Genomic DNA, 23,326 nt, shown 5'->3' with positions numbered 1-23,326 from the left:
CTGTCAATACAAGGGCGGCCAACGTCCGGGTGGCACATCTGAGCAGGGCTGAGGAACACCTCGGCCCTTTGTGTTTGTTTGATCAGATGTGCTCCGGACCACGTTCTGTAGGGCTAACCAAGACCGGCGGAGACAACCGCCCGGCCAGAAAACCGTTAGTAAAGGAAACCTGAGACCTCATGGCTCAAAACGCATCGATGGAGGAATTCGAAGCCCTCCTGAACGAAAGCTTCGAAATGGACACCCCGGACGAAGGTTCGGTTGTCAAAGGCAAAGTGCTGGCAATCGAAGCCGGCCAGGCCATCATCGACGTCGGCTACAAGATGGAAGGCCGCGTTGATCTGAAAGAATTCGCAAACCCCGGCGAAGCTGCTGAAATCGCTGTCGGCGACGAAGTGGAAGTCTTCCTGCGCTCGGCAGAAAACGCCCGTGGCGAAGCTGTCATCTCCCGCGAGATGGCCCGCCGCGAAGAAGCCTGGGACCGCCTGGAAAAAGCATACGCAGATGATCAGCGCGTCGAAGGCGCGATCTTCGGCCGCGTCAAGGGCGGCTTCACTGTCGACCTGGGCGGCGCTGTTGCCTTCCTGCCCGGCTCGCAGGTTGACGTCCGCCCCGTGCGCGACGCCGGCCCGCTGATGGGTCTGAAGCAGCCGTTCCAGATCCTGAAGATGGACCGCCGCCGCGGCAACATCGTGGTTTCGCGCCGTGCGATCCTCGAAGAGTCCCGCGCCGAGCAGCGCGCCGAAGTCATCGGCAACCTGTCCGAAGGCCAGGCAGTGGACGGTGTCGTCAAGAACATCACCGAATACGGTGCGTTTGTTGACCTGGGCGGCGTTGACGGCCTGCTGCACGTCACCGACATGGCATGGCGCCGTGTGAACCACCCCTCCGAGATCCTGTCGATCGGCGAAACCGTCAAGGTTCAGGTCATCAAGATCAACAAAGAGACCCACCGCATCTCCCTGGGCATGAAGCAGCTGCAGGAAGATCCGTGGGATCTGGTTGGCGCCAAGTACCCGCTGAACTCCGTTCACAAGGGCCGCGTTACCAACATCACCGATTACGGTGCATTTGTTGAGCTGGAGCCGGGCGTCGAAGGTCTGGTTCACGTCTCCGAAATGTCCTGGACCAAGAAAAACGTCCACCCGGGCAAAATCGTCTCCACTTCTCAGGAAGTCGACGTCATGGTTCTGGAAATCGACGGTGCCAAGCGCCGCGTGTCCCTGGGCCTCAAGCAGACCATGCGCAACCCGTGGGAAGTCTTTGCCGAGACTCACCCGGAAGGCACCCAGGTCGAAGGCGAAGTCAAGAACATCACCGAATTCGGTCTGTTCATTGGCCTCGACGGCGACATCGACGGCATGGTTCACCTGTCCGACCTGTCCTGGGACGAGCGCGGTGAAGACGCGATCCAGAACTACCGCAAAGGCGACGTGGTTCAGGCCGTTGTCTCCGAAGTGGACGTCGACAAAGAGCGTATCTCGCTGTCGATCAAAGCTCTGGGCGGCGACAAGTTCGCCGAAGCCGTGGGCGGCGTGAAGCGCGGCTCCGTGATCACCGTCGAAGTGACCGCGATCGAAGAAGGCGGCATCGAAGTGGAATACGAAGGCATGAAGTCCTTCATCCGCCGCTCCGACCTGGCCCGCGACCGTGCCGACCAGCGCCCCGAGCGTTTCTCGGTTGGCGACAAGGTCGACGTGCGCGTCACCAACGTCGATTCCAAGACCCGCCGCCTGGGCCTGTCCATCAAGGCGCGCGAGATCGCGGAAGAGAAAGAAGCAGTGGAACAGTATGGCTCCTCGGATTCCGGCGCATCGCTGGGCGACATCCTGGGCGCCGCACTGAAGTCGGGCGACTAAGACCCGGCCTCACGGCTCTGAACTGGAAAGCCCCGCAGGCGACTGCGGGGCTTTTTCTGTTCCGGCTCCTGGCGGCCCGGCCAAAACGGCCTTGGCGCGGCCTCCGCCGCCCCGCCCCCGGCCTTCCCTTCATCATTTGTTAGAGGCGCATGATGAATATGCAAACCAATGGCATTTGCTTTAAATCGGGAAGACTAAAAGTTGACGAAAAGACACTCGGCTGACCCTGCGCAGGATTTTCACGGCGCGGGCGCCCCGCACGCGGACACACTGGTCCAGCGCGCAAAATCCGAACCTCTGGACGATGGCGGCCTGCGGACCTCGCAGATCCTAGACGACGCCCTCACGCTGGATCCCCGCCACCACGAGGCACAGGTGCTGCAGGAGCGGCTGCACCAGATGTTCGTGCCCCGCTGGCATTTCCCGATGCTTGCCGACAGCGCGCGCAACCGCGCCTACGCCGAGGCCATCGCCGCCAAGGTGCGGCCGGGGGATGTGGTTCTGGATATCGGCTGCGGTGCCGGCCTGACGGCCATGCTGGCGGCACGGGCCGGCGCGAAACATGTCTACACCTGCGAACAGCAGCCGCTGATCGCCCAGGCCGCAACCCGTGTCATCGCGGACAACGGTCTCAGCGACCGGATCACCGTGATCCCGAAATGGTCGCACGACATCGCCGTGGGCACGGATATTCCCGAACGGGCGGACGTTGTGATCTCGGAAATCGTCGACACCGTCCTGCTGGGCGAGGGTGCGCTTGCGACGCTCACCCATGCGATGTCCGCGCTGGCCAAGCCAGACGCGCGTGCGGTTCCGGAATGGGGAACGCTGAAGGCGCAGCTCGTGGAAAGCAGCGGCCTGCTGGACCAGTGGCGCCCGCAAGAGGCGGAAGGCTTCGACCTGAGCGCCTTTCACCGCTTTGCCCGCGTTGCGCAGCTGACGCCGGGCGAATTCGCGGCCTGCGGCCTGCGGCCTCTGGGCCCGGCGGCAGAGCTGTTCCGGTTTGATTTCACCAGGCCGGACCTGACCCCCGCACGCACCGCAACGGACCTCATGTGTGCTGCCGCGGGCACCGTCCATGCGGTCCTTGTCAGTTTCGAAATGCAGCTGGCGCCCGGCATCCGGGTGGCAAACGGAATGGACTCCGGCGGGCACTGGGGGCGCACGGCCTTCCTGCTGGACCAAGCGCAGGCCGCAGCGCCGGGGGACCGCCTGGCGGTCACCGCGCAGCATGACACCTCGCATCTGAGCGTCGCCGCAAACGGCCCGCTTATCCCCGCCGGAGAGGCCGCGGCTGCCACCGTGTGGCTGAACCCGGCGTGGCGCCTGCGCCCGCCGCTCCGGGAAGGCGGCGACCGGTCCGCCCCGCCCCCCGCGGCCTGGCGCCCTGCGGACGCCGCGGGCGCCGGCCATCAGGGCCAGCCCTGCCACTAGCGCCGCTGCCGGGCGGCCTGAGGGGCGCGAATCAACCGGCACCGCCGCGGCATCCGGACCACGGATGCCGCGATGCAGCGCCGGGCGGCGGCGCCCGATCCGGGCCCGGCGGGCTGGAAAGCGGGTGAACTCTTGCCGGTTTTCCCGTCCCGCATGCGTCATTTTGTTCCCCCGCCCAGGAATTTTTCCTATACTCTCAGAACAATAGCCAAAACATCACGGCATCCTGGGAGGAAAACAGATCATGATCCGCTCTGAGTTGATTCAGAAGATTGCAGACGAAAACCCGCACCTGTATCAGCGGGATGTGGAGAGGATCGTGAACACGGTGTTTGAGGAAGTAACCAACGCGATGGCCCGGGGCGACCGGGTGGAGCTGCGCGGTTTCGGTGCCTTCTCGGTCAAGAAGCGGGACTCGCGGGTCGGCCGCAATCCCCGCACCGGTGAAACCGTCCATGTCGAGGAAAAACATGTGCCGTTCTTCAAGACGGGTAAACTCTTGAGGGACCGCCTGAACGGGAAAGCCTGATGCGTTACATTCGCTATGCGGTTCTGGGATCTCTGGCCATCGTGCTGGTGTCGGTGTGCCTTGCCAACCGGAGTTTTGTTGAGCTCAAACTGATGCCCGAGGCGCTGGGTGAGCTGTTCGGCTTCAACCCGGGCATTTCGCTGCCGCTGTTTGCTGTGGTTCTGGGCGGGGTCGGCGCCGGGCTGGTGCTTGGCTTCCTGTGGGAATGGATCCGCGAGCACAAGCACCGCCGCGAAGCGGCCGAAAAGGCCCGCGAAGCCCGCAAGCTGAACCGCGAAGTGAAGCGGCTGAAAAAGCAGAAGAACGAAGGCAAGGACGAAGTCCTGGCGCTCCTCGAAGACGCAGGCTGAGCCGGTCATGACGGACATCCGGGTCAAGATCTGCGGGCTCAGCACCCCGCAGGATGTGGCCGCCGTTGCCGCGGCGGGCGCTGCCTATGCCGGGTTTGTCTTCTTTGCGAAGTCGCCCCGCAACGTCAGCATCGAACAGGCCGCCGCGCTGGCGGTCGAAGCGCCCGTTGGCCTGTGCAAGGTGGCGCTGACGGTGAATGCCGGCGACGCCGAACTGGACGCCATCACCGGCGCCGTGCCGCTCGACATGCTGCAGCTTCACGGGCGCGAAACCCCGGAGCGGGTGGCCGAAGTGCGCAGCCGCTACGGCCTGCCGGTGATGAAGGCGGTGGGCATTGCCGATGCCGCGGATCTGCCGCAGATCGCGCTTTACGAACAGGTGGCGGACCAGCTCCTGATCGACGCCAAGCCGCCGAAGGAGGCAGAGCTGCCCGGCGGCAACGGCCTTGCCTTTGACTGGCGGCTGCTGGCCGGGCGCAAATACTGGCAGAAACCCTGGATGCTGGCCGGCGGCCTGACGCCTGAAAACGTGGCCGAGGCGATCCGCATGACCGGCGCCCGGCAGGTCGATGTCTCCTCCGGCGTCGAAAGCGCCCCCGGCGAAAAAGATGCGGGCCTGATCGAAGCCTTCACCCGGGCCGCCCGCGGCTGAGGGCTGCGCACCGCCGCGGGCGGCGCGGAGGCTGCCGGGGCGGATTTTGAGTATTTGGGGAAAGATGAAACACCGCGCCCGCGCTTTCATCTTTCCATAAATACTCACTGCGCCGCCGCTGCCCCGCAGCGCACCGTCCAGGGTGTTGCGCCCCCTGCGGACGCCGTCCTCACCGGATTTTAGGCGTCAGATGCCATAGTGCCCCCTGATCGCGGTCACCGCCGGGCCTGACACCCCCGGCACCTTGGAACAGGGCCCTTTGGCAAGGGCACGCAGAGACAACGTTCAGCGTGCGGGAGAAACCCTCCCGTCCCGCCTCCGCCCCTTGGCGGCGCCGCCATCCTTATCCGTCCGCACTTCAGGACAGGCAGCCGGCACAGCAGAACAGGAACACACCGGCAGGGCAGGGGCCCTGGCCGGATGCGCCCGCTTGCGCAATCTCCCTTTACCAAGGCGCGGCTGCGCTATAGTCATGGCGGGCGCTGCGAAAGTGAGGGAAGAACCATGGCCGACGATCTTTTCAACAGCTTCATGAACGGTCCGGACGAACAGGGCCGCTTTGGCATCTTCGGCGGGCGTTTCGTCTCGGAAACCCTGATGCCGCTGATCCTGAGCCTTGAGGAAGAATACAACAAGGCCAAGGATGATCCCTCCTTCTGGGCCGAGATGGACGATCTGTGGAAACACTATGTCGGACGTCCCAGCCCGCTGTATCATGCCGAGCGCCTCAGTGCCGAACTGGGCGGCGCCAAGATCTATATGAAGCGCGACGAGCTGAACCACACCGGCGCGCATAAGGTGAACAACGTGCTGGGCCAGATCCTGCTGGCGCGGCGCATGGGCAAGACGCGGATCATCGCCGAAACCGGCGCGGGCCAGCACGGGGTGGCCACCGCCACCGTCTGCGCCAAGTTCGGGCTGAAGTGCATCGTCTATATGGGCGCGCACGACGTGAAGCGCCAGGCGCCGAACGTGTTCCGCATGCGCCTGCTGGGCGCCGAGGTGATCCCGGTGACCTCTGGCCGCGGCACCCTGAAGGACGCGATGAACGACGCGCTGCGCGACTGGGTGACCAATGTGCGCGACACCTTCTATTGCATCGGCACCGCGGCCGGCCCGCACCCCTATCCGGCGATGGTGCGCGATTTCCAGTCGATCATCGGCAAGGAAGTCCGCTGGCAGCTGGCCGAGCAGGAAGGCGAAGGCCGCCTGCCGGACACCGTGATCGCCGCAATCGGCGGCGGCTCCAACGCCATCGGCCTGTTCTACCCGTTCCTGGACGACCCTTCGGTGAACATCATCGGGGTTGAGGCCGGCGGCAAGGGCGTCGATGACCGGATGCAGCATTGCGCCTCCCTCACGGGCGGCCGCCCCGGCGTGCTGCACGGCAACCGCACGTATCTGCTGCAGGACGAGGACGGCCAGATCCAGGAAGGCTTCTCGATCTCCGCGGGCTTGGATTACCCGGGCATCGGGCCGGAGCATTCCTGGCTGCATGACACCGGCCGCGCGCAGTATGTGTCGATCACCGACAAGGAAGCGCTGGAGGCGTTCCAGCTCAGCTGCCGCACCGAAGGCATCATCCCGGCGCTGGAGCCCTCCCATGCGCTGGCCCATGTCACCAAGATCGCGCCGGACCTGCCCGAGGACCACATCATCGTGATGAACATGTGCGGCCGCGGCGACAAGGACGTGTTCACCGTCGCCAAGCACCTGGGCTTTGACATGTCCGACACCGAAGAGGGGCGCACCTTCGAGGAATAAGGCAGGCGTCCTACCGCCTCTGCCTCACGCAAAAGGCCCCGGGATTTCCGGGGCCTTTCTTGTGCCGGGCTACTGCAGTGCCCGCAGCACCTGATTGCGCCGCAGGGTCTCCTGCTCCATGCAATCCCAATAGAACATCGGTGCCGCGCTGCCGCCGGAGGCCTGCTCCGGCCCGCAAGTGGCGTCGCGCCGTTTCAGCCAGGCGCGCTGCTCTGCCAGCAGCGCCTGTCCGGTGCCGCGGGCATCGGCGGCCGGCTTCACCTGGCTCCACAGCCGGTTCAGCTCCCTGTCGGCGATCTCCCATTTCTCCATCGCGCAGAAATTGGCGTCGATCTGGGTCTGGCCGTTGCAATGGGGCTGGGCGGTTGCCGCAGCGGGGCTGAGTGCGGCGAGAAGGGCCAGTAAGCGCAGCATGGGCAGTCTCCTTCGCTGGGGGCGGATCAGGCCGGATCGGCGGCGTAGCTTTTCAGAATGCTCAGCGGCACGATGTCCAGCGCCCGCATGTGGGTTGCCTCAAGATTCACCTGGGGCGCGCAGCCCTCGTCCGCGGCCTGCAGGAAGCGGGCGGCACACAGGCACCAGCAGTCGCCGGGCTGCAGGCCCGCAAAGCCGAACTCCGGCCGCGGCGTGGACAGGTCGTTGCCGACATATTTGCTGAAGGCCAGAAACTCCGCCGTGGTCACCACGCAGACGGTGTGGCTGCCGTGATCCTCGGCGCAGGTGTTGCAATGGCCGTCGCGGAAAAAGCCGGTCACCGGGGCAGTGGAACAAGGCGCCAGCGGGCTGCCCAGTACGTTGATGCTCTCTTCTTTTTCCATGGATGACCCGCCCTCGCTGCATGCACAAGTAACTGTAGCGCGTTTGCGCCGCCGGTCCCAAGATTTCCGGCGGCAGCGGTCGCGCCTCTGCAGCCTTGCCGCAGGCGGGTGCAAAAAGCAAACCGCCCGCCAGCGGGGCTGACGGGCGGCTGACAGTCCAGCGGACGCTGCAGATCAGGTGTTGAACAGGAAGTGCAGCACATCGCCGTCCTTGACGACATAGCTTTTGCCTTCGGCGCGCATCTTGCCGGCTTCCTTGGCGCCCTGTTCGCCGCCCATGGCGACAAAGTCGTCATAGGCGATGGTTTCGGCCCGGATAAAGCCCTTCTCGAAGTCGCCGTGGATAACGCCCGCTGCCTGCGGCGCGGCAGTGCCCTGGCGGATGGTCCAGGCGCGCGCTTCCTTGGGGCCGACGGTGAAATAGGTCTCCAGGTGCAGAAGGTCGTAGCCTGCGCGGATCAGCCGGTCGAGGCCGGCTTCGCTGAGGCCCATCTCCTCCAGGAACATCTGGGCCTCTTCCGGGTCCAGCTGGCTGATCTCTTCCTCGATCTGGGCAGAGATGATCACATGGGCATTGCCCTGCGCCGCGGCCATCTCGGCCACCTTGGCGGAATGGGCGTTGCCCTCGACCGATTCCGACTCGCCCACGTTGCAGACATAGAGCACCGGCTTGGTGGTCAAGAGCTGCAGCATCTTCCAGGCCTTGGCATCCTCGGCGTCGACCTCGACCAGGCGGGCGGGCTTGCCGTCTTCCAGCATCGCCTGGGCGGCGGCCAGCAGCCGGTCCTGCTGCTGGGCCTCCTTGTCGTTGCCCTTCAGCTTGCGCACCAGGTTGGCGCGGCGCTTTTCGATGCTTTCCAGATCGGCCAGCATCAGCTCGGTCTCGATCACTTCGGCGTCGGCCACCGGATCGACGCGGCCGTCCACATGGGTCACGTCGCCGTCTTCAAAGCAGCGCAGCACATGGGCAATCGCGTCGGTTTCGCGGATGTTGGCCAGGAACTGGTTGCCCAGGCCCTCGCCCTTCGACGCGCCCTTCACCAGGCCCGCGATATCGACAAAGGTCATCCGGGTCGGGATGATCTGTTTCGACTTGGCGATCTCCGCCAGCTTGTCCAGCCGTGCGTCCGGCACCGCAACCTCGCCCACGTTGGGCTCGATGGTGCAGAACGGAAAGTTGGCCGCCTGCGCCGAGGCGGTTTTGGTCAGCGCGTTGAACAGCGTCGATTTGCCCACGTTGGGCAGGCCGACGATTCCCATTTTAAAGCCCATTTCGGCCTCCTGATGCCATTTGGGAGCTGCTTCTAGGCAGCATTGGGCGGGCGCGCAAGCCGAGTATGGCTGGTAAAAGAGCCACAATCGGCTTCTGTGCGGCTCCGCACAGCAGGCCCTCATATTGCTTTTTCGTGAGGTGGCTTGGAAAACCACTGCAATAAAATATCTTTAAGCAAAATAAATAATTCTGCGAGGGGCTCGAAATGAAACAGACAGCTTTGCTGGCGGCGGCACTGTCGGCTGCGATGGCCTTGCCCGCGGCCGCCCAGGAGGTGACGCTGGGGCTGGGGTATTCCGACTATCACCGGGATGCGGCGGAAGACGGCGCAATGTTCGCAGTGGACTACCTGCATGCGCCGTTCCACGAGCGCGGGCGGCTGTCGGCGCGCTTCGGCGCCGCGCTGGAGGTGCAGGAGACCGGCGACGTGTTTGCCGGCGTCGGCATCAGCGGCGTGTTTGATCTGAACAATGACTGGTTCATCGAGTCCAGCTTGATGCCCGGCGCCTACCACGAAAGCTCCGATGCCAACGACCTTGGCTCTGCCTTTGAAATCCGCACCCTGGTGGCGGTGGGCAAGCGGTTCCAGAACGGCAAGGCGGTGTCGCTGGCGTTCAGCCACAAATCCAACGCCTCGACCGCGGATGATAACCCCGGCGTGAACTCGGTGACGCTGCGCTGGCACATTCCGCTGGGCGGCTGAGCCGGGGCCTTCTTGCGGGTCGCACGGGCCGGCGCGCGGCGCGGGATTGATTTCCCGCGCAACATTCGGCACACCGGAGCGGAAACCTGAAAGCAAGGCCCGCCCATGACCCGCATTGATGCCAAATTCGCCGAATTGAACGCCGCCGGAAAGAAAGCCTTTGTCACCTATGTGATGGCAGGCGACCCGGACTATGACACCTCTCTGGAGGTGGTGAAGGGGCTGCCGGGCGCGGGCGTGGACATCATCGAGCTGGGCCTGCCGTTCACCGATCCGATGGCGGACGGGCCGACCATTCAGCTGGCCGGGCAGCGGGCGCTGGACGGCGGCATGACGCTGGAAAAGACGCTGCAGCTGGCAGCCGACTTCCGCAAGGGCGACGACACCACCCCGATCGTGCTGATGGGCTATTACAACCCGATTTACAGCCGCGGCGTGGACAAGTTCCTGGAGGACGCCAAGGCCGCGGGCATCGACGGGCTGATCGTGGTGGACCTGCCGCCGGAAGAAGACGAAGAGCTGTGCATCCCGGCGCAGAAGGCGGGGCTGAACTTCATCCGCCTGGCGACCCCGACCACTGACGACGCGCGCCTGCCCAAGGTGCTGCAGAACACCTCCGGTTTTGTCTATTACGTCTCGATCACCGGCATCACCGGCGCCGCTGAGGCCGAGGCCGGCGACGTCGGCCCCGAGGTGGCGCGCATCAAGGCGGCCACTGATCTTCCGATCATCGTGGGCTTTGGCATCAACACGCCGGAGAAGGCGCAGAACATCGCCTCGATCTCTGACGGCGCGGTGGTGGGCAGTGCCATCGTCAGCCAGATCGGCGCAGGCAAGTCCCCGGAGGAAGTGCTGGCGTTTGTGAAGTCGCTTGCGGACGGCGCGCATAAGGGCTGAGGGGCCAGGCGAATAAGACACCTAGGGCAGCGCCCGAGCCTGGGTGGGTGCGAAGCGCCCTCCCGTGGGGAGGGTCGGGCGCTGCCCGGCGGTGCCGCCGGGCGGTCCAGATTCGAGATGCGCCAATAGTTGAAGAAACCGCGCCCTTTGGCGTGGTTTTTGCGTCTCAAGGGGTGCGGCAAAGGCGGCGTTGCTTTTGTTGGTCCAGATTGGTAAGAAAACTTTACCAAACGAAAGCGGGAGACAGTCCGGTGCCGGTGATCACCAATATCAACGACCTGAAGCGCATCTATGAACGCCGCGTGCCGCGGATGTTCTATGACTATGCCGAAAGCGGCAGCTGGACCGAACAGACCTTCCGCGAGAACACCTCTGATTTCGAGAAGATCCGCCTGCGCCAGCGGGTGGCGGTGGATATGTCCGGGCGGACCACCGCCACCCGGATGATCGGCCAGGATGTGGCGATGCCGGTGGCGCTGGCCCCGGTGGGGCTGACGGGGATGCAGCACGCCGACGGCGAGATCAAGGCGGCCCGCGCAGCGGAAGACTTCGGGGTGCCCTTCACGCTCTCAACCATGTCGATCAACTCGATCGAGGAGGTGGCGGAGGCGACCTCCAAACCGTTTTGGTTCCAGCTTTATACCATGAAGGACGAGGACTATATCCGCCGCCTGATCCAGCGCGCCAAGGATGCCGGATGCTCCGCCCTGGTGATCACGCTGGATTTGCAGATCCTCGGCCAGCGCCACAAGGATCTGAAGAACGGACTGTCGGCGCCGCCCAAACTGACGCCCAGGACCATTGCCAATCTGATGACCAAATGGGCCTGGGGTATCGAGATGCTGGGCGCCAAGCGGCGCAACTTCGGCAATATCGTGGGCCATGTGCACGGCGTCTCCGACACCTCGCAGCTGGGCGCCTGGACGGCGGAGCAGTTCGACCCGGCATTGGACTGGGGCAAGGTCGAAAAGCTGATGGAGATGTGGGGCGGCAAGGTGATCCTGAAGGGGATCCTCGACGCCGAGGACGCGCGCATGGCGGCCAAGCTGGGGGCCGATGCCATCGTGGTCTCCAACCACGGCGGGCGGCAGCTGGACGGCGCGCTGAGCTCGATCCGGATGCTGCCGGAGATCATGGATGCGGTCGGCAATGACGTCGAGGTGCATCTGGACAGCGGCATCCGCTCCGGCCAGGACGTGCTGAAGGCGCTGGCGCTGGGGGCCAAGGGCACCATGATCGGGCGCGCCTTTGTCTATGGCCTGGGCGCGATGGGCCAAAAGGGCGTCACCGCGGCGCTGGAAGTGATCCGCAAGGAGCTGGACACCACCATGGCACTGTGCGGCGAACGCTCGGTCGAGGGGCTGGGGCGCCACAACCTGCTGATCCCGGAGGACTTTGGCGGCCGCTGGCAACCGTGAAGCCAGCACAATAAAGACAAACGAACGGAGATTTCCCTGTCCAAGCCTCCCGCAGAAGCGCAACCATGGGTTGTTAATTTTGTATCCGGAGGATTTGATGAGGACGTTGATAGCAACCTGCGCGATTGGCGCGGCAGCCATGGCCGCGCCGGCAGCGGCGCAGACGGTTTATGTCAATCAGGGCAGCGATTGGACGCCCAGCCTGCGCCAGCAGTTCTACACCCAGGACCAGGGCGCCCGCATCATGCCGCTTGGCTGGATGCGGGCGCTGACCCTGCCCGGCGGCGGGACATTCCTGCACGATGCGCTGGCGCGTTATGGCTACCTGCCGATGACCGGGCGGCAGGAGGCGGACCTTCCCGCGGGGTTCACCACCAATGGCAGCGGCGCGGATATGGCGGTGGGCATGACCTGTTCCGCCTGCCACACCCGCCAGATTGAGGTGAGCGGCACCGCCTACAGGATCGACGGCGGCCCCGGCATCGTCGACTTCCAGAGCTTCCTGAAGGATCTGGACGATGCGGTGCTGGCCGTGCTGGCAGAGGATGCGGCGTTTGACGCCTTTGCGGACAAGGTGCTGGGCAGCGGGGCTTCGGTGTCCGAACGCAACGCGCTGAAGGCAGAAGTGGAGGTCTGGAGCAACCGCTTCCACACCCTGATCAGCCGCTCGCTGCCGGACCCGGCCTGGGGGCCTGCGCGGCTGGATGCGGTGTCGATGATCTTCAACCGGCTGGCGGGGCTGGATCTCGGCGACCCGGCGGACGACCATCTGATTCCGGAAAACATCGCGGTGGCCGATGCGCCCACCCGCTACCCGTTCCTGTGGAACGCGGCGCGGCAGGACTTCACCCAATGGCCGGGGTTCTCCGCCAACGGCAACGATCTGCTGGGGCTGTCGCGCAACCTGGGCGAGGTCTATGGCGTCTTTGCCGAATTCCATCCGCAGCCGCAGTCCGGGGTGCTGTTCAACCGGGACTACATCTCGCAGAACTCGGCCAACTGGGGCGGGCTGAAGGCGCTGGAGGAATGGATCTGGGACATCGGCGCGCCGCAGTGGCCGTGGGAGCTGGACCATGATCTGGCCGCCCAGGGCGAGGCGGTGTTCAATCGGACCGCGGCAGAGGGCGGCTGCGTGGCCTGCCATGGCAAGAAGAAGGGCAAGTTCCGCTCGATCTTCCACACCACCTGGGAGACGCCGATCCTGGATGCGGGCACCGATACGCGGGAATGCGGGGTGCTGACCCGCACGGTTAAGACCGGCGTGCTGGAGGGGGCGTCGATCCCGCTGACCGGCACCACGCTGGGCGCAGAGGCCAAGGCGTTCGACGTGCTGGCGGTGTCGGTGATCGGCGCCATCGTGCAGCATTCGCTGGGGGCCTTCGGTGAGGATTTTGTGGCAACCGCCAAGGCTGCAGAGGCGACGCCGGGCAACGAAGACGACCGCGATGCGCTCTCGGAGTTCGAAGACCTGCGCAAGGCCTTCCCGACGGGCGACAATGCAGGGATGCTCAAATCCGCGGCAGAGCCGGGCTGCAAATACGAGGCCCGGGTGCTGGACGGGATCTGGGCCGCGGCGCCTTATCTGCACAACGGTTCTGTGCCGACGCTGCGCGATCTGCTGACCGCGCCCGCAGACCGCCCGGCGTCCTTCAAGCCCGGCCCGAACTACGATATCGAGGCGGTGGGCATGGCGGCGGAGCAGACCGCCTTTGACCAGGTGATCGAGACCACCGGCTGCGATCAGCTTGATTCGGGCAACAGCCGCTGCGGCCACGATTACGGCACCAGCCTGTCCGCGGCGGACAAAACGGCCTTGCTGGAGTATCTGAAGTCGATCTGAGCCCCTCGAAAAGCGGCCGCAGCCCTGTTTGCAAGGGCTGCGGCGGCAGGAAACCCCTTTCCAAAATGGCTGAACGGGTCTATAGGCACGGCTTCACGCGGGGTGACAGCCTTGGAGGCACCCCGGCAGACATATTGGAGAATTAAGATGGCAAAAGAGATTCCTGATCTCGTAGTCCAGGAACGTGCGGGGACAGGCAAGGGCGCCGCTCGCGCTGCGCGCCGCGCAGGCATGGTTCCGGGTGTGGTTTACGGTGGCGACGCAGAGCCGCTGGCAATCCAGGTTCCGTTCAACGAGCTGCTGAAAAAGCTGAAAGCCGGCCAGTTCAAGTCCACTCTGTGGAACCTGAAAGTGGAAGGCCACGACGACGTGCGCGTGATCTGCCGCGACGTTCAGCGCGACGTGGTGAAGGACCTGCCGACCCACCTCGACCTGATGCGCCTGCGCCGCACCTCGAAGATCAACCTGTACATCCACGTTGAGTTCATCAACGAGGACAAGGCCCCCGGCATCAAGAAAGGCGGCATGCTGACCGTCGTGCGTCCGGAAGTCGAGCTGAACGTGACCGCCGGTGACATCCCCGAGAAGATCGTGGTGGACCTGGAAGGCCTGAACATCGGCGACGTGATCACCATTTCGTCGGTCGACCTGCCCGCTGGCTCCAAGCCGGTCATCGACCGCGACTTCGTGATTGCCAACATCGCAGCGCCGGCCGGCCTGGCTTCCTCCGATGACGAGGAAGACGAAGAGGTCGAAGCGACCGAAGTCGAACAATAAGACCCGCGCCCGTCCGGGCAACGGTTTCGCGGGCTCCCATCCGGGGGCCCGTTTTCTTTTGTGCGCTGCGGATCGCGCAGGCGATTGACTTTCCCCGGCGCCGCTGCCCCAGTTCCGTCTGACACAAAGGGGAGCAGGGCATGGCCGATTACGATATTGCCATTGCGGGCGCGGGCGCGGTCGGCATGAGCTGCGCACTGTGGGCGCAGATGCGCGGGCACCGGGTGCTGCTGGCGGATCCGAACCCGCCGGGATCGGGCGCCAGCTATGGCAATGCCTGCACGCTCGCGACCTATGCCTGCCTGCCGGTGAACGCCCCTTCGGTGCTGACGGGCCTGCCCGGCCTGATGTTCGCCAAGGACAGCCCGCTGTCGCTGTCTTATGCCCATGCGCTGCGCAACCCGCGCTGGATGCTGTCCTTTCTGGCCAATTGCCGCGCCGCGCCCTCGCGCCGGATTGCGGGCCATCTGGCGGATCTGCTGGCCCATGCGGATGCCGGGATCAATCCGCTGATCGAGGCGGCAGGCGCCCAGGATCTGGTGGTGGCGCGCGGCCAGCTGTCGGTCTGGTCGACGGCATCGGCGGCGGAGGCGGCGGCGGCGGATCTGGAGCAGCGCCGCGCGCTGGGGGTCCCCTGGCGCGAGGTCGGCCCGGAGGAAGCGCTGGAGATGGAGCCGGGCCTGCGGCTGCCCGTCAGACGCGCCGTGCATTTCCACGCCGCCCGGCATCTGCGCGACCCGCAGGAGCTGATCACCCGGATGCACCGGGCCTTCATGGAGCTGGGCGGCACCACGCTGCAGGCGCCGGTGGAGGCTGTGCGGGCCTCTGCCACTGGGGTCGAGGTGCAGGCGGACGGTCAAAGCCTGACGGCGGGCCGGGCGGTGATTGCCGGCGGGGCCTTCTCGAAACGGATCGAGGGCGCGGGCACGGGCAAGCTGCCGCTGGGCACCGAGCGCGGCTATCACCTGATGTATGAAGGCGAGGCGCACCGGGTGACGCGGCCTGTCGGCTGGGGCGAGGCGGGGTTTTACGCGGTGCCCCATGCCCAGGGCTTGCGGCTGACCGGCACGGTGGAGATCGCCGCGCTGGAGGCGCCTGCGAACCAGCGCCGGCTGGCCTATATCGCCCGCAAGGGGGCCGAGATGCTGGGGCCGCTGCCGGACCCGGACAGCGACTGGCTGGGCTTCCGCCCGACGCTGCCGGATTCGCTGCCGGTCATCGGGCCCAGCCCGCAATCGGACCGGCTGCTTTATGCCTTTGGCCATCAGCACATCGGGCTGACCCTGAGCGGCATCACCGGGCGGCTGATCGCGGATCTGGCGGAAGGCCGCCAGCCCAATGTCGATCTGTCGCCATTTGCGGCAGACCGGGCCTTTGCCTGAGGGCGCCGGCCTCTGGATTCCGCGGCCCAAATAGGGCATCACTCGGTTTCCTTGAAACGCAAGCGGGCAGAACCCATGAAACTCTTTGTCGGCCTTGGCAACCCTGGCCCGAAGTATGAGCGCAACCGCCATAACATCGGCTTCATGGCGCTGGACCAGATCGCGTCGGACCATGGGTTCAGTCCCTGGAAATCCAAGTTCCAGGCGCTGATCAGCGAGGGGGTCTTGGGCGGTGTGAAGGTGCTGCTCCTGAAGCCGCAGACCTTCATGAACCTCTCCGGCCAGTCGGTGGGTGAGGCGATGCGGTTTTACAAGCTGACGCCCGCCGATGTGGTGGTGCTGCATGACGAACTGGACCTGGCGCCGGGCAAGGCGCGGATGAAGCAGGGCGGCGGACATGCCGGCCACAACGGCCTGCGCTCGATCCATTCGCACATCGGTGCCGACTACGCCCGGGTGCGGCTGGGGATCGGCCATCCGGGCCACAAGGACGCGGTCGCGGGCTATGTGCTGCGCGACTTTCCCAAGGCGGAAGAGGGCTGGCTGGACGATCTGATGCGCGGCATCTCCGACGGTGCGGCAGAGCTGGCGAAGGGCGATGGCGGCAAGTTCATGAATGCAGTTGCCTTGAGGGTGGCGCCGCCGCGCAGCTCTACCACCAAGCCCAAGGCAGAGGCCAAGGCGGAGAATGCGGCCAGGGGGGAGACGGCGCCGGACACCCGCTCGCCGCTGGAAAAGCTGATGGACAAGTTCAAGTGAGCGAAGGGGCAGACAGATGGTGAAACTGATTATCGACACCGATCCGGGCATCGACGATGCGATGGCGATCTTCTATGCCGCCGCGGCGCCGGACATCGACCTCTTGGGGCTGACCACGATCTTCGGCAATGTGACCACGGCAACGGCCACCCGCAACGCGCTGCGCCTTCTGGAAGCGGCGGAACTGGACGTGCCGGTGGCCGCAGGCGCGACCGTGCCGCTGGTGCTGCCGCCGTTCAACCCCTCGTCGCATGTGCACGGCGACGAAGGCTTTGGCGACATTCCGGCGGCGGAGCCCAAGGGCAAACCGCTGGAGGAGGACGCCGCGGCATTCCTGTGCCGCATGGCGCGCGAGCACAAGGGCGAGCTGGTGGTCTGCCCGATCGGCCCGCTGACCAATATCGCCCTGGCCATGCAGCGCGACCCGGAGTTCATCCGGAACGTCAAATCCATCGTGGTGATGGGCGGCTCGCTGGAGGAGGGCGGCAATATCACGCCGCACGCAGAGGCCAATATCTATCACGACCCGCACGCCGCGGACGTGGTCTGCCAGGGCGGGGCCAAAGTGGTGTTTGTGGGTCTGGACGTCACCCACCGCATTCTTTGCCTGGCCGAGGATTTCGAGGCCATCGCGGCCAGGTCGCCGGAGCTGGGCGGCATGCTGCAGGAGATGTCTTACTTCTACCTCAAGTTCTATCACGAGGTGGCGGGCAAGAACGGCTGCTCGCTGCATGACCCGGCGGCGGTGATCGCCTGCACCCATCCGGAGCTGTTCGGGATGCGCGATGTGCCGCTTGAGGTTTCCTGCGAGGGGGAGACCTCCGGCGCCACGCTGGCCGCGCCACAGAGCGGGCGCGACCCGGTGAAGGTCTGCATGACGGTGGACGCGGAGGCGGTGAAGTCGCAGTTTCTGAAGCGGCTGGCGCTGCTGCCGTAACGGGGCGGCCGCACGTCCCGCCCGCTGCCGCGCCGGGGCCGGGCGGGCGGCTCTGACGCCGGGGTCTAGGCGCCGTTGCCGCTGCCGTTGGGCGTGCCGGGCAGGGCGGCTTCGGCCGCCAGAAGCCTGCTGAGCGTTTCCAGCGAGCCGTCGGTCACCAGCGTTGCAATCAGGTCGGCGACCTGCGCCTGGGTTCTGCCGATGGCATCGGCTGCGGCGTCAAGCTCTTCCAGGTCCTGGCCGGCAGTGCTGCAGTTCTGGCGGTGCGCGCGCTCCAGCCCTTCGGAGGCCGCATCAAAGGCTTCGCGTGCCTGGGCATAGTCCTGGGCTGCCGCGATCACGGCCCGAATGCGTTCCGCCTGCGTTTCAGGAAGGGGCGCACTGCTGGCGTTCATGTGAAAAAACCTCCAAGCGTTATCAGCAAATGGCCGGGCAGCCTGCCGCGGCTGGCGGGTCCGGCGGCCGTCTTCAGGATGGCCGGGCCGTGCTGCCCGCTGCGCCGGGCATATGGGGTGCTGAATGTCATCGCGTCCTCCGGCGCTTCGGTGCGGTAGAAATATAGTTCTATCAGCGGGCAGGTGTAAATCGGAATCTGCCGCCCGCTTTTTAAATACCTGCTCTGGATGAGTGAAGTATAGACGTATAATTCTATTTGCAGGAACTATAGTTCCGTGTATGGTTCTGGGCATGACTAGACACGAAGATAAAACGCGACTCTCTGCGGATGAGGGAGTGGAGCTTTGGCGGCAGCGCCTGCGTCAGGCGCTGGACATCCGGGGGCTGGACTATGATGAGGTGTCCGAGGCGGCGGGCAACAACCCGGAATACGTCAGCAAGGTGCTGAATGGCCGCTTCAATCCCACCGTTGCCCGGATCATCCGGATTTGCGAGGTCGCAAATATCGATATGGCTTATCTGTTCTCAGATGAGCCGAATGCGGATGACCGCAGTGTTCTGGACAAGGCAGCGGATCTTACCGAAGACGACGCGAAACTAGTTAACCGGCTCATCAGCAGCGCCCGCGCGCGCTGATTCGATCCTTTCCACAATACGTTCAAACAGGCGGGTTCCTTGGCGGGGCTTTTCCTGGTTGGCCTTGGCGACCGTGCGCAGCAGCGCTTCCAGGGTCGCCGCGGTGATTTCCTCTTTTTGCATAGTCGAGTCCAGGCCTAAAATTTATCATTTGTGATAATCGCTTTTTGCGGTATCGTAACATTTGGTTGCATACTATGCGTGTGGATTACAATATGAGAAGTGATATTCGCGGCATTCTTTTAAGGTCGTTGGATAATATCTCGGAGAGCGGCTACTCCATTGGTGTGGGCTTTGACGGGGTCGAGCCGGTGTTTGTCCACAGCACCTATGCGCAGCGCTGGGTGGACCGCTATGTCGATCAGGCCTACCTGCTTGTGGACCCGACCATCCAGTTCGGGTTGAGCAGCACCGGCTGGGTGACCTGGAACGACCTGGAGCGGCTGTTTCCGTCTTCAAAAACCTTTTTCGAGGATGCCGCAAATTACGGGCTGGTTCACGGCAACACTTTGGCGATCAGCGCTGACGGGCGGGTCTCCGTTCTCAGCTGTTCCGGCCCCAAGTGGCGGGACGAGGAACTGCGGATTGCCCGTGCGGCCCTCTATGCCTTGCATGCTTTGGAGTATGAGCCGTCGCAGTCCATCACGCTCACGGCTCCCGTTAAGGATGTGCTGCGGATGATGTGCAATGGCTGCAAAGATCAGGAAATCGCGGAGAATTTGGGCGTCAAACTGGAAACGGTCAGGGCGCGGCGGCGGACGGCGATGCAAGCTTTGGACGCAAAAACAAGCGCTCAGCTCATATCACAAGTAATAAAATTCGGACTGATCTGACACTTCAGGATTTCAAACGGCTAAGACCCTTCGATCATGGCGCTGCAATAAGGAGAGCGTCATGCATCTACATATTTTTTCTTTCGAACAGCGGTCCGGTTTTAACGCGGCGTATCAGGGCTTTCTTGCCCTGCGCAAGCAGAAGCTGGTGGATGAACTGGGCTGGGGCCTGGACCACGACGGAACCTTCGAGCAGGACCAGTACGACCGGCCGGGGGCCGTCTATTCGATTGTCACGCAGGGCAGCCGGGTTGTCGCCGGGGCGCGGGCCGCGTCCTGCGGCGGCAGCGACGGCTATTGGAGCTACATGCTGAAGGATGCCAGGGACGGCAAGATCCAGGGCATCCCGGGCGGCCTGCTGAGCGCCTACCCGGAGACCGGGCGGACCTGGGAATGCACCCGCTTTGTCATGGATGAAACCCTGGCGGACACCGCGCAGCCGTCCATCGAGACCAAGCTGGTCGTCGCGGGCCTGTGCCAGGCGGCCTTCAGCCTTGGCGCCTCGGAAATGATGTCGCTGTCGCCGCGCAGCCTGGGGCTGCTGCTGAGGCGGTTCGGGTACTCCGTGCGCAGGGAGGCGGTGCGCTATATCTGCGAGGACGACGGGCGGGAGTACCGGTCGTTTCTGATGGCCTGCGACCCAGCGGTGAACCAGGATCTGGCCGCGTTCTATCTGTCGCCAGTCTCGCAATTCGGTCCGCTGCATGAGCTGCAGGGGGCAGCGTAACGGCATCATCCGGTTCAGGCCCCCCTCACAGGGGCCTGATCACCGCCCTGTCCTGCCTGCCCGCGCAGCCGGGAGGCAGGCAGGGGACTGTCCCGCCTGGGATCAGTCCGCGTCGGCGGCGCCTTGGGCCCGCAGCCGGGCGCGCCGGGCGCGGTAGCTGGGCAGAACCACCAGGATCAGGGCCAGGCCCAGCAGGCCAAGGGTCATCGGCCGTTCCAGGATGAACCCCAGCCCGTCATAGAGCTGCATCGAGCGGGCAAAGTTGTCCTCCAGCATCCGCCCCAGGATGAACCCGATCAGCAGCGGCGCCAGCGGATAGTCCGCAAACCGCAGCACTGTCGCGCAGATCCCGAGGCCGACCAGGATCAGCAGCTCCGTGGCGTTGTTCTGGCCGATGTAGGCCCCCATCAGCGTGAAGAACAGGATGAAGGGGATCAGGTAGTTGCGCGGCACCGCCAGCACCTTGGCGATATAGGGGATCAGCGGCAGGTTCAGGATCAGGAGGATCAGGTTGCCGAGGTACATCGAGATGATCACCGCCCAGAAGATCTGCGGCTCGTCCACCATCAGCCGCGGCCCGGGCGAGACGTTTAGCGCGATCAGCGCCCCCAGCAGAATCGCGGTGGTGCCGGAGCCGGGGATGCCCAGCGTCAGGAGCGGCACAAAGGAGCCGGTGCAGGCGGCGTTGTTGGCGCTTTCCGGTGCGGCGAGGCCTTTCAGAGAGCCCTTGCCGAACTGCTCCTGCTCCTCCTTCGGGGCAATGTTGCGCTCCACCGCGTAGCCGAGGAAGGACGCGATGGTGGCGCCCGCGCCGGGCAGCACGCCGATCAGAAAACCCTGGATCGATTGGCGCCCGATCACCGGGGCGATGGCCTTGGCCTCAGCCTTGGTGATGCGCAGGTCCTTGATCTCGCTGCTGCCGCTGCCGGAGCTGGAGCGGGAGGGGTCCAGCACCAGATACATCGCTTCGGGCAGGGCGAACATCGCCATCGCCAGGGTGATGAAGCCAAAGCCCGACTGCAGGTCCATGATGCCCATGGTAAAGCGCGGCATGTTGAACAGCGCGCCTTCGCCCACCGTCGCCATGATCAGCCCCAGAAGCGTCATCAAGAGCGCCTTGCCGACCTGGCCGGATCCGGCGAAGGCGGCAATCGCCGACAGCCCCACCACCATCAGCGCGAAATACTCGGCCGAATGGAACAGCAGCGCTACGGTCGCCAGCGCCGGGGCAAAGATCATCAGCAGGACCGCCCCGATGGTGCCGCCCGAGAAGGACGCGATCGCCGCCACCGTCAGCGCCTTGCCGGCCTTGCCCTGGCGCGCCAGCGGGTAGCCGTCGAAACTGGTCGCCACGGTGGAGGCGACGCCGGGCGCGTTGATCAGGATCGAGGAGGTGGAGCCGCCGAAGATCGCGCCGTAGTAGACGCCTGCCAGCAGGATCAGCGCCGCGGAGGGGTCGCCGATGGAGATCGCCACCGGGATCATGATGGCGATAATCGACATCGGCCCCAGCCCCGGCAGCATGCCGATGAAGGTGCCGATCAGGCAGCCGCCGATGACCATCAGAAGATTGGTGAGAGAAAAGGCCGTTCCCAGCCCGGCCATGATGCCTTCGAGCATGTCAGCCTCCGTTTGTCAGAATTGCGGGCCAGGGGCTCAGGAAAATCCCAAGCACCTGCTGCACCAGATACCAGACCACGCCGGCCGCCCCGGCCGTGACCGGCAGCAGGATGTGCAGCTTGCGCTCGCCCAGCACCCAGGCGCCGGCAGTCAGAAAGCCCACGGTGGCAGGCAGGAAGCCCGCGGGCCGCAGCAGCAGCGCGTAGGCCGCCATCAGCCCCAGCAGCGCCAGCGCCTGGCCCAGCTTGTACTCCGTCAGGCGGCGGTAGTTGATGTCCATCGGCTTCGGATCGTCAGCGCCTTTTTCAAACCCCAGCAGCACAAAGAGCGCCGCCAGAACGGCCATCACTGACAGCACCTTGGGAAAGGTGCTGGGCCAGACCGGGTTGCGTTTCATGAACGGCGGCAGGGCGGCGTCCATGGTGAAGAAAGCCGCATAGCCATAGGCGAGGCAGATCATCAGGATGATCAGGGCAATCCAGCGGTCGAGTGCCATGTGCTCCTCCGGTATTGTGAAGGCATTTAAGGAAAAGGGGCGCTGCCCCCGCCGCGCGCTGCGCGGCTCCCCCGGGATATTTGCGGCCAGAAGAAGGACCGTGCTCGGCGCTTTGACCACAGGGTGCGGCGCCGGGGGACGGAACCGGCACTCTGTGAGCGGCTGTGCAGGGGCAGGCTTCTTCTGGCTGGAAATATCCTGGGGGTGCGGGGGCAAAGCCCCCGCGTACTACCCGGGATCAGAGGAAGCCGAGCTTTTTCATCAGGTCGCCGATGGCCTGTTCCTGGTCCTCCAGGAAGGCACGGAAATCATCGCCCGAATTGTGGATGTTGACCCAGCCGTTGCGGGCGCGGACCTCTTCCCATTCCGGGGTGTCGTACATCTTGGCAAGCGCGTCCTGATAGGCCGCCAGCTTGTCCTCAGGCAGGCCGGGCGCCCCGAAAAAACCGCGCCAGTTCACGAAGGTGGTGTCGAGCCCCTGTTCCTTCATCGTCGGCGCATCGGGATAGCTGTCCACGCGGGCATCGGCCGTGACGCCGATGATTTTGACTTCGCCGGCATTGGCCAGGTCGATGGCTTCGGAAAACCCGGTGCTGAGCGCGGCGATCTCGCCCGACAGCAGTGCTGCCATGGCCTTGCCGCCGGCGTCATAGGGGATGTATTTGAACGCCGTCGGGTCCTCGCCCGCGGCCTCCATCACCATGGCCGCAACCAGGTGGTCCATGCCGCCCGGCACCGAGCCGCCGCCCACCGCAGTGCCGCGCGGGTCGGCCCTGTAGGCGGCCAGCAGGTCCTCCATCGAGTTGATTGGGCTGTCCTTGCCCACCACGATGGCGGCATAGTCGCCGATGGTGCCTGCCACCAGGGTCAGATCGCGGAAGTTCTGCGGGAACACACCGGTGAGCGAACGGATCACGATCGGGGTGGAATTCACCATCAGCGTGCCGTGGTTGCTGGCGGCGTTTTCGATCAGGTAGCCGATCGCCTTGCCGCCGCCGCCGCCGGACATGTTTTCATAAGACACCTTGCCCACCAGCCTGGCCTCCGTCAGCGCTTCGCCGGTGCCGCGGGCGGTGCCATCCCAGCCGCCGCCTGCGCCGCCGGGGATCAGGAAGTGGATGCTGTCGGCCACCTGCTCGCCGGCCCAGGACGGGGTGGCGAACGCCAGTGCTGCCGCTGTTGCCGCCAGCGCTGCGCGGCGGGTCAGGGTCCATTTGTTCATGTTG

General features: G+C 64.9%; 25 protein-coding genes. 17 read left to right on the top strand and 8 right to left on the bottom strand.

Translation table 11 applies throughout. The annotated features are described in order from the left end of the window. Window positions 1-179 precede the first annotated feature (179 nt). The 6 genes from rpsA (at window position 180) to trpB (ending at window position 6,588) form a co-directional block, all read left to right on the top strand. On the top strand, window positions 180-1,859 hold the full coding sequence (rpsA, locus tag B2P87_RS17255) for a 30S ribosomal protein S1 (RefSeq protein WP_141889370.1): 1,680 nt from the start codon (window positions 180-182) through the stop codon (window positions 1,857-1,859). 201 nt (window positions 1,860-2,060) lie between these two features. After that, complete coding sequence (locus B2P87_RS17250) at window positions 2,061-3,293, top strand: 50S ribosomal protein L11 methyltransferase (RefSeq protein ID WP_141889371.1); 1,233 nt, start codon at window positions 2,061-2,063, stop codon at window positions 3,291-3,293. A gap of 244 nt (window positions 3,294-3,537) precedes the next feature. After that, entirely contained in the window at window positions 3,538-3,822 is a 285-nt protein-coding gene (gene ihfB / locus B2P87_RS17245; protein WP_008557618.1) for an integration host factor subunit beta, read from the top strand. Then, the gene (locus tag B2P87_RS17240; RefSeq protein ID WP_008555367.1) at window positions 3,822-4,172 is read left to right on the top strand and encodes a lipopolysaccharide assembly protein LapA domain-containing protein; all 351 of its coding nucleotides are present in this window, start codon (window positions 3,822-3,824) and stop codon (window positions 4,170-4,172) included. The genes ihfB and B2P87_RS17240 overlap by 1 nt, the downstream gene beginning before the upstream one ends. A 7-nt stretch (window positions 4,173-4,179) precedes the next feature. Further along, a complete protein-coding gene (locus B2P87_RS17235; protein WP_141889372.1) occupies window positions 4,180-4,824 on the top strand; it encodes a phosphoribosylanthranilate isomerase in 645 nt (214 codons plus the stop codon). A 504-nt stretch (window positions 4,825-5,328) separates the two neighbouring features. After that, window positions 5,329-6,588, top strand: coding sequence for a tryptophan synthase subunit beta (trpB, locus tag B2P87_RS17230; RefSeq protein ID WP_141889373.1), 1,260 nt, complete (start codon window positions 5,329-5,331; stop codon window positions 6,586-6,588). Between the two features lie 69 nt (window positions 6,589-6,657). On the opposite strand, the gene B2P87_RS17225 is transcribed toward trpB, so the two are convergent. From B2P87_RS17225 to ychF, 3 genes are all read right to left on the bottom strand, one after another. Further along, window positions 6,658-7,002: a lysozyme inhibitor LprI family protein gene (locus B2P87_RS17225; protein ID WP_141889374.1), complete on the bottom strand. Its 345-nt coding sequence runs from the start codon at window positions 7,000-7,002 to the stop codon at window positions 6,658-6,660. Between the two features lie 26 nt (window positions 7,003-7,028). Then, entirely contained in the window at window positions 7,029-7,406 is a 378-nt protein-coding gene (locus B2P87_RS17220) for a DUF2237 family protein (RefSeq protein ID WP_058286245.1), read from the bottom strand. A 174-nt stretch (window positions 7,407-7,580) separates the two neighbouring features. Continuing rightward, window positions 7,581-8,678 carry a redox-regulated ATPase YchF gene (gene ychF / locus B2P87_RS17215; protein ID WP_058286246.1) on the bottom strand — a complete coding sequence of 366 codons (1,098 nt, stop codon included), beginning with the start codon at window positions 8,676-8,678 and terminating at the stop codon, window positions 7,581-7,583. A gap of 206 nt (window positions 8,679-8,884) precedes the next feature. On the opposite strand from ychF, the gene B2P87_RS17210 reads away from it, so the two are divergent. From B2P87_RS17210 to B2P87_RS17175, 8 genes are all read left to right on the top strand, one after another. Then, window positions 8,885-9,382 carry an acyloxyacyl hydrolase gene (locus tag B2P87_RS17210; protein WP_141889375.1) on the top strand — a complete coding sequence of 166 codons (498 nt, stop codon included), beginning with the start codon at window positions 8,885-8,887 and terminating at the stop codon, window positions 9,380-9,382. A 105-nt stretch (window positions 9,383-9,487) separates the two neighbouring features. After that, window positions 9,488-10,279 (top strand): tryptophan synthase subunit alpha, encoded by a 792-nt coding sequence (gene trpA / locus B2P87_RS17205; protein WP_141889376.1) that lies wholly within the window; start codon window positions 9,488-9,490, stop codon window positions 10,277-10,279. Window positions 10,280-10,530: 251 nt separating this feature from the next. Next, the gene (locus B2P87_RS17200; protein WP_141889377.1) at window positions 10,531-11,697 is read left to right on the top strand and encodes an alpha-hydroxy acid oxidase; all 1,167 of its coding nucleotides are present in this window, start codon (window positions 10,531-10,533) and stop codon (window positions 11,695-11,697) included. A gap of 97 nt (window positions 11,698-11,794) precedes the next feature. After that, window positions 11,795-13,537: a di-heme-cytochrome C peroxidase gene (locus B2P87_RS17195; protein ID WP_141889378.1), complete on the top strand. Its 1,743-nt coding sequence runs from the start codon at window positions 11,795-11,797 to the stop codon at window positions 13,535-13,537. 147 nt (window positions 13,538-13,684) lie between these two features. Then, on the top strand, window positions 13,685-14,314 hold the full coding sequence (locus tag B2P87_RS17190) for a 50S ribosomal protein L25/general stress protein Ctc (protein WP_141889379.1): 630 nt from the start codon (window positions 13,685-13,687) through the stop codon (window positions 14,312-14,314). Window positions 14,315-14,454: 140 nt separating this feature from the next. Further along, window positions 14,455-15,696 carry an NAD(P)/FAD-dependent oxidoreductase gene (locus tag B2P87_RS17185; protein ID WP_141889380.1) on the top strand — a complete coding sequence of 414 codons (1,242 nt, stop codon included), beginning with the start codon at window positions 14,455-14,457 and terminating at the stop codon, window positions 15,694-15,696. A gap of 75 nt (window positions 15,697-15,771) precedes the next feature. Further along, a complete protein-coding gene (gene pth / locus B2P87_RS17180) occupies window positions 15,772-16,455 on the top strand; it encodes an aminoacyl-tRNA hydrolase (protein WP_141889381.1) in 684 nt (227 codons plus the stop codon). A 16-nt stretch (window positions 16,456-16,471) separates the two neighbouring features. Next, entirely contained in the window at window positions 16,472-17,392 is a 921-nt protein-coding gene (locus tag B2P87_RS17175) for a nucleoside hydrolase (protein WP_141889382.1), read from the top strand. 65 nt (window positions 17,393-17,457) lie between these two features. Here the strand turns inward: B2P87_RS17175 and B2P87_RS17170 are convergent, their stop codons facing one another. Beyond that, complete coding sequence (locus B2P87_RS17170; RefSeq protein ID WP_260010329.1) at window positions 17,458-17,733, bottom strand: hypothetical protein; 276 nt, start codon at window positions 17,731-17,733, stop codon at window positions 17,458-17,460. A 346-nt stretch (window positions 17,734-18,079) separates the two neighbouring features. Here B2P87_RS17170 and B2P87_RS17165 point away from each other — a divergent pair, with 346 nt between their 5' ends. Further along, window positions 18,080-18,424 carry a helix-turn-helix domain-containing protein gene (locus B2P87_RS17165; protein WP_058286413.1) on the top strand — a complete coding sequence of 115 codons (345 nt, stop codon included), beginning with the start codon at window positions 18,080-18,082 and terminating at the stop codon, window positions 18,422-18,424. Here the strand turns inward: B2P87_RS17165 and B2P87_RS17160 are convergent. Further along, a complete protein-coding gene (locus B2P87_RS17160; RefSeq protein WP_158509262.1) occupies window positions 18,386-18,547 on the bottom strand; it encodes a hypothetical protein in 162 nt (53 codons plus the stop codon). The two genes, B2P87_RS17165 and B2P87_RS17160, sit on opposite strands and share 39 nt — an antisense overlap. A 74-nt stretch (window positions 18,548-18,621) precedes the next feature. Here B2P87_RS17160 and B2P87_RS17155 point away from each other — a divergent pair, with 74 nt between their 5' ends. Beyond that, complete coding sequence (locus B2P87_RS17155; protein WP_082649529.1) at window positions 18,622-19,257, top strand: helix-turn-helix transcriptional regulator; 636 nt, start codon at window positions 18,622-18,624, stop codon at window positions 19,255-19,257. A gap of 61 nt (window positions 19,258-19,318) precedes the next feature. Further along, window positions 19,319-19,984 carry an acyl-homoserine-lactone synthase gene (locus tag B2P87_RS17150; RefSeq protein ID WP_141889384.1) on the top strand — a complete coding sequence of 222 codons (666 nt, stop codon included), beginning with the start codon at window positions 19,319-19,321 and terminating at the stop codon, window positions 19,982-19,984. A 102-nt stretch (window positions 19,985-20,086) separates the two neighbouring features. Here B2P87_RS17150 and B2P87_RS17145 read toward each other — a convergent pair whose 3' ends face one another. From B2P87_RS17145 to B2P87_RS17135, 3 genes are all read right to left on the bottom strand, one after another. Next, a complete protein-coding gene (locus B2P87_RS17145) occupies window positions 20,087-21,604 on the bottom strand; it encodes a tripartite tricarboxylate transporter permease (RefSeq protein ID WP_141889385.1) in 1,518 nt (505 codons plus the stop codon). A 1-nt stretch (window position 21,605) separates the two neighbouring features. Further along, a complete protein-coding gene (locus tag B2P87_RS17140; protein ID WP_141889386.1) occupies window positions 21,606-22,100 on the bottom strand; it encodes a tripartite tricarboxylate transporter TctB family protein in 495 nt (164 codons plus the stop codon). A gap of 238 nt (window positions 22,101-22,338) precedes the next feature. Then, window positions 22,339-23,322 carry a tripartite tricarboxylate transporter substrate binding protein gene (locus tag B2P87_RS17135; protein ID WP_141889387.1) on the bottom strand — a complete coding sequence of 328 codons (984 nt, stop codon included), beginning with the start codon at window positions 23,320-23,322 and terminating at the stop codon, window positions 22,339-22,341. Window positions 23,323-23,326: the final 4 nt, after the last annotated feature.

It is taken from the genome of Leisingera sp. UBA4491 (assembly GCF_002388965.1).
GTDB lineage: Bacteria > Pseudomonadota > Alphaproteobacteria > Rhodobacterales > Rhodobacteraceae > Leisingera > Leisingera aquaemixtae.
This window is presented reverse-complemented; position numbering and strand designations above follow the sequence as displayed.

What these genes read in the sequence shown, in the direction of transcription:
- rpsA (WP_141889370.1), top strand. Translation starts at nt 180, where the DNA reads ATGGCTCAAAACGCATCGATGGAGGAATTCGAAGCCCTCCTGAACGAA.
- ihfB (WP_008557618.1), top strand. Translation starts at nt 3,538, where the DNA reads ATGATCCGCTCTGAGTTGATTCAGAAGATTGCAGACGAAAACCCGCAC.
- B2P87_RS17240 (WP_008555367.1), top strand. Translation starts at nt 3,822, where the DNA reads ATGCGTTACATTCGCTATGCGGTTCTGGGATCTCTGGCCATCGTGCTG.
- B2P87_RS17235 (WP_141889372.1), top strand. Translation starts at nt 4,180, where the DNA reads ATGACGGACATCCGGGTCAAGATCTGCGGGCTCAGCACCCCGCAGGAT.
- trpB (WP_141889373.1), top strand. Translation starts at nt 5,329, where the DNA reads ATGGCCGACGATCTTTTCAACAGCTTCATGAACGGTCCGGACGAACAG.
- B2P87_RS17225 (WP_141889374.1), bottom strand. Translation starts at nt 7,002, where the DNA reads ATGCTGCGCTTACTGGCCCTTCTCGCCGCACTCAGCCCCGCTGCGGCA.
- B2P87_RS17220 (WP_058286245.1), bottom strand. Translation starts at nt 7,406, where the DNA reads ATGGAAAAAGAAGAGAGCATCAACGTACTGGGCAGCCCGCTGGCGCCT.
- ychF (WP_058286246.1), bottom strand. Translation starts at nt 8,678, where the DNA reads ATGGGCTTTAAAATGGGAATCGTCGGCCTGCCCAACGTGGGCAAATCG.
- B2P87_RS17210 (WP_141889375.1), top strand. Translation starts at nt 8,885, where the DNA reads ATGAAACAGACAGCTTTGCTGGCGGCGGCACTGTCGGCTGCGATGGCC.
- trpA (WP_141889376.1), top strand. Translation starts at nt 9,488, where the DNA reads ATGACCCGCATTGATGCCAAATTCGCCGAATTGAACGCCGCCGGAAAG.
- B2P87_RS17195 (WP_141889378.1), top strand. Translation starts at nt 11,795, where the DNA reads ATGAGGACGTTGATAGCAACCTGCGCGATTGGCGCGGCAGCCATGGCC.
- B2P87_RS17190 (WP_141889379.1), top strand. Translation starts at nt 13,685, where the DNA reads ATGGCAAAAGAGATTCCTGATCTCGTAGTCCAGGAACGTGCGGGGACA.
- B2P87_RS17185 (WP_141889380.1), top strand. Translation starts at nt 14,455, where the DNA reads ATGGCCGATTACGATATTGCCATTGCGGGCGCGGGCGCGGTCGGCATG.
- pth (WP_141889381.1), top strand. Translation starts at nt 15,772, where the DNA reads ATGAAACTCTTTGTCGGCCTTGGCAACCCTGGCCCGAAGTATGAGCGC.
- B2P87_RS17175 (WP_141889382.1), top strand. Translation starts at nt 16,472, where the DNA reads ATGGTGAAACTGATTATCGACACCGATCCGGGCATCGACGATGCGATG.
- B2P87_RS17165 (WP_058286413.1), top strand. Translation starts at nt 18,080, where the DNA reads ATGACTAGACACGAAGATAAAACGCGACTCTCTGCGGATGAGGGAGTG.
- B2P87_RS17160 (WP_158509262.1), bottom strand. Translation starts at nt 18,547, where the DNA reads ATGCAAAAAGAGGAAATCACCGCGGCGACCCTGGAAGCGCTGCTGCGC.
- B2P87_RS17155 (WP_082649529.1), top strand. Translation starts at nt 18,622, where the DNA reads ATGCGTGTGGATTACAATATGAGAAGTGATATTCGCGGCATTCTTTTA.
- B2P87_RS17150 (WP_141889384.1), top strand. Translation starts at nt 19,319, where the DNA reads ATGCATCTACATATTTTTTCTTTCGAACAGCGGTCCGGTTTTAACGCG.
- B2P87_RS17145 (WP_141889385.1), bottom strand. Translation starts at nt 21,604, where the DNA reads ATGCTCGAAGGCATCATGGCCGGGCTGGGAACGGCCTTTTCTCTCACC.
- B2P87_RS17140 (WP_141889386.1), bottom strand. Translation starts at nt 22,100, where the DNA reads ATGGCACTCGACCGCTGGATTGCCCTGATCATCCTGATGATCTGCCTC.
- B2P87_RS17135 (WP_141889387.1), bottom strand. Translation starts at nt 23,322, where the DNA reads ATGAACAAATGGACCCTGACCCGCCGCGCAGCGCTGGCGGCAACAGCG.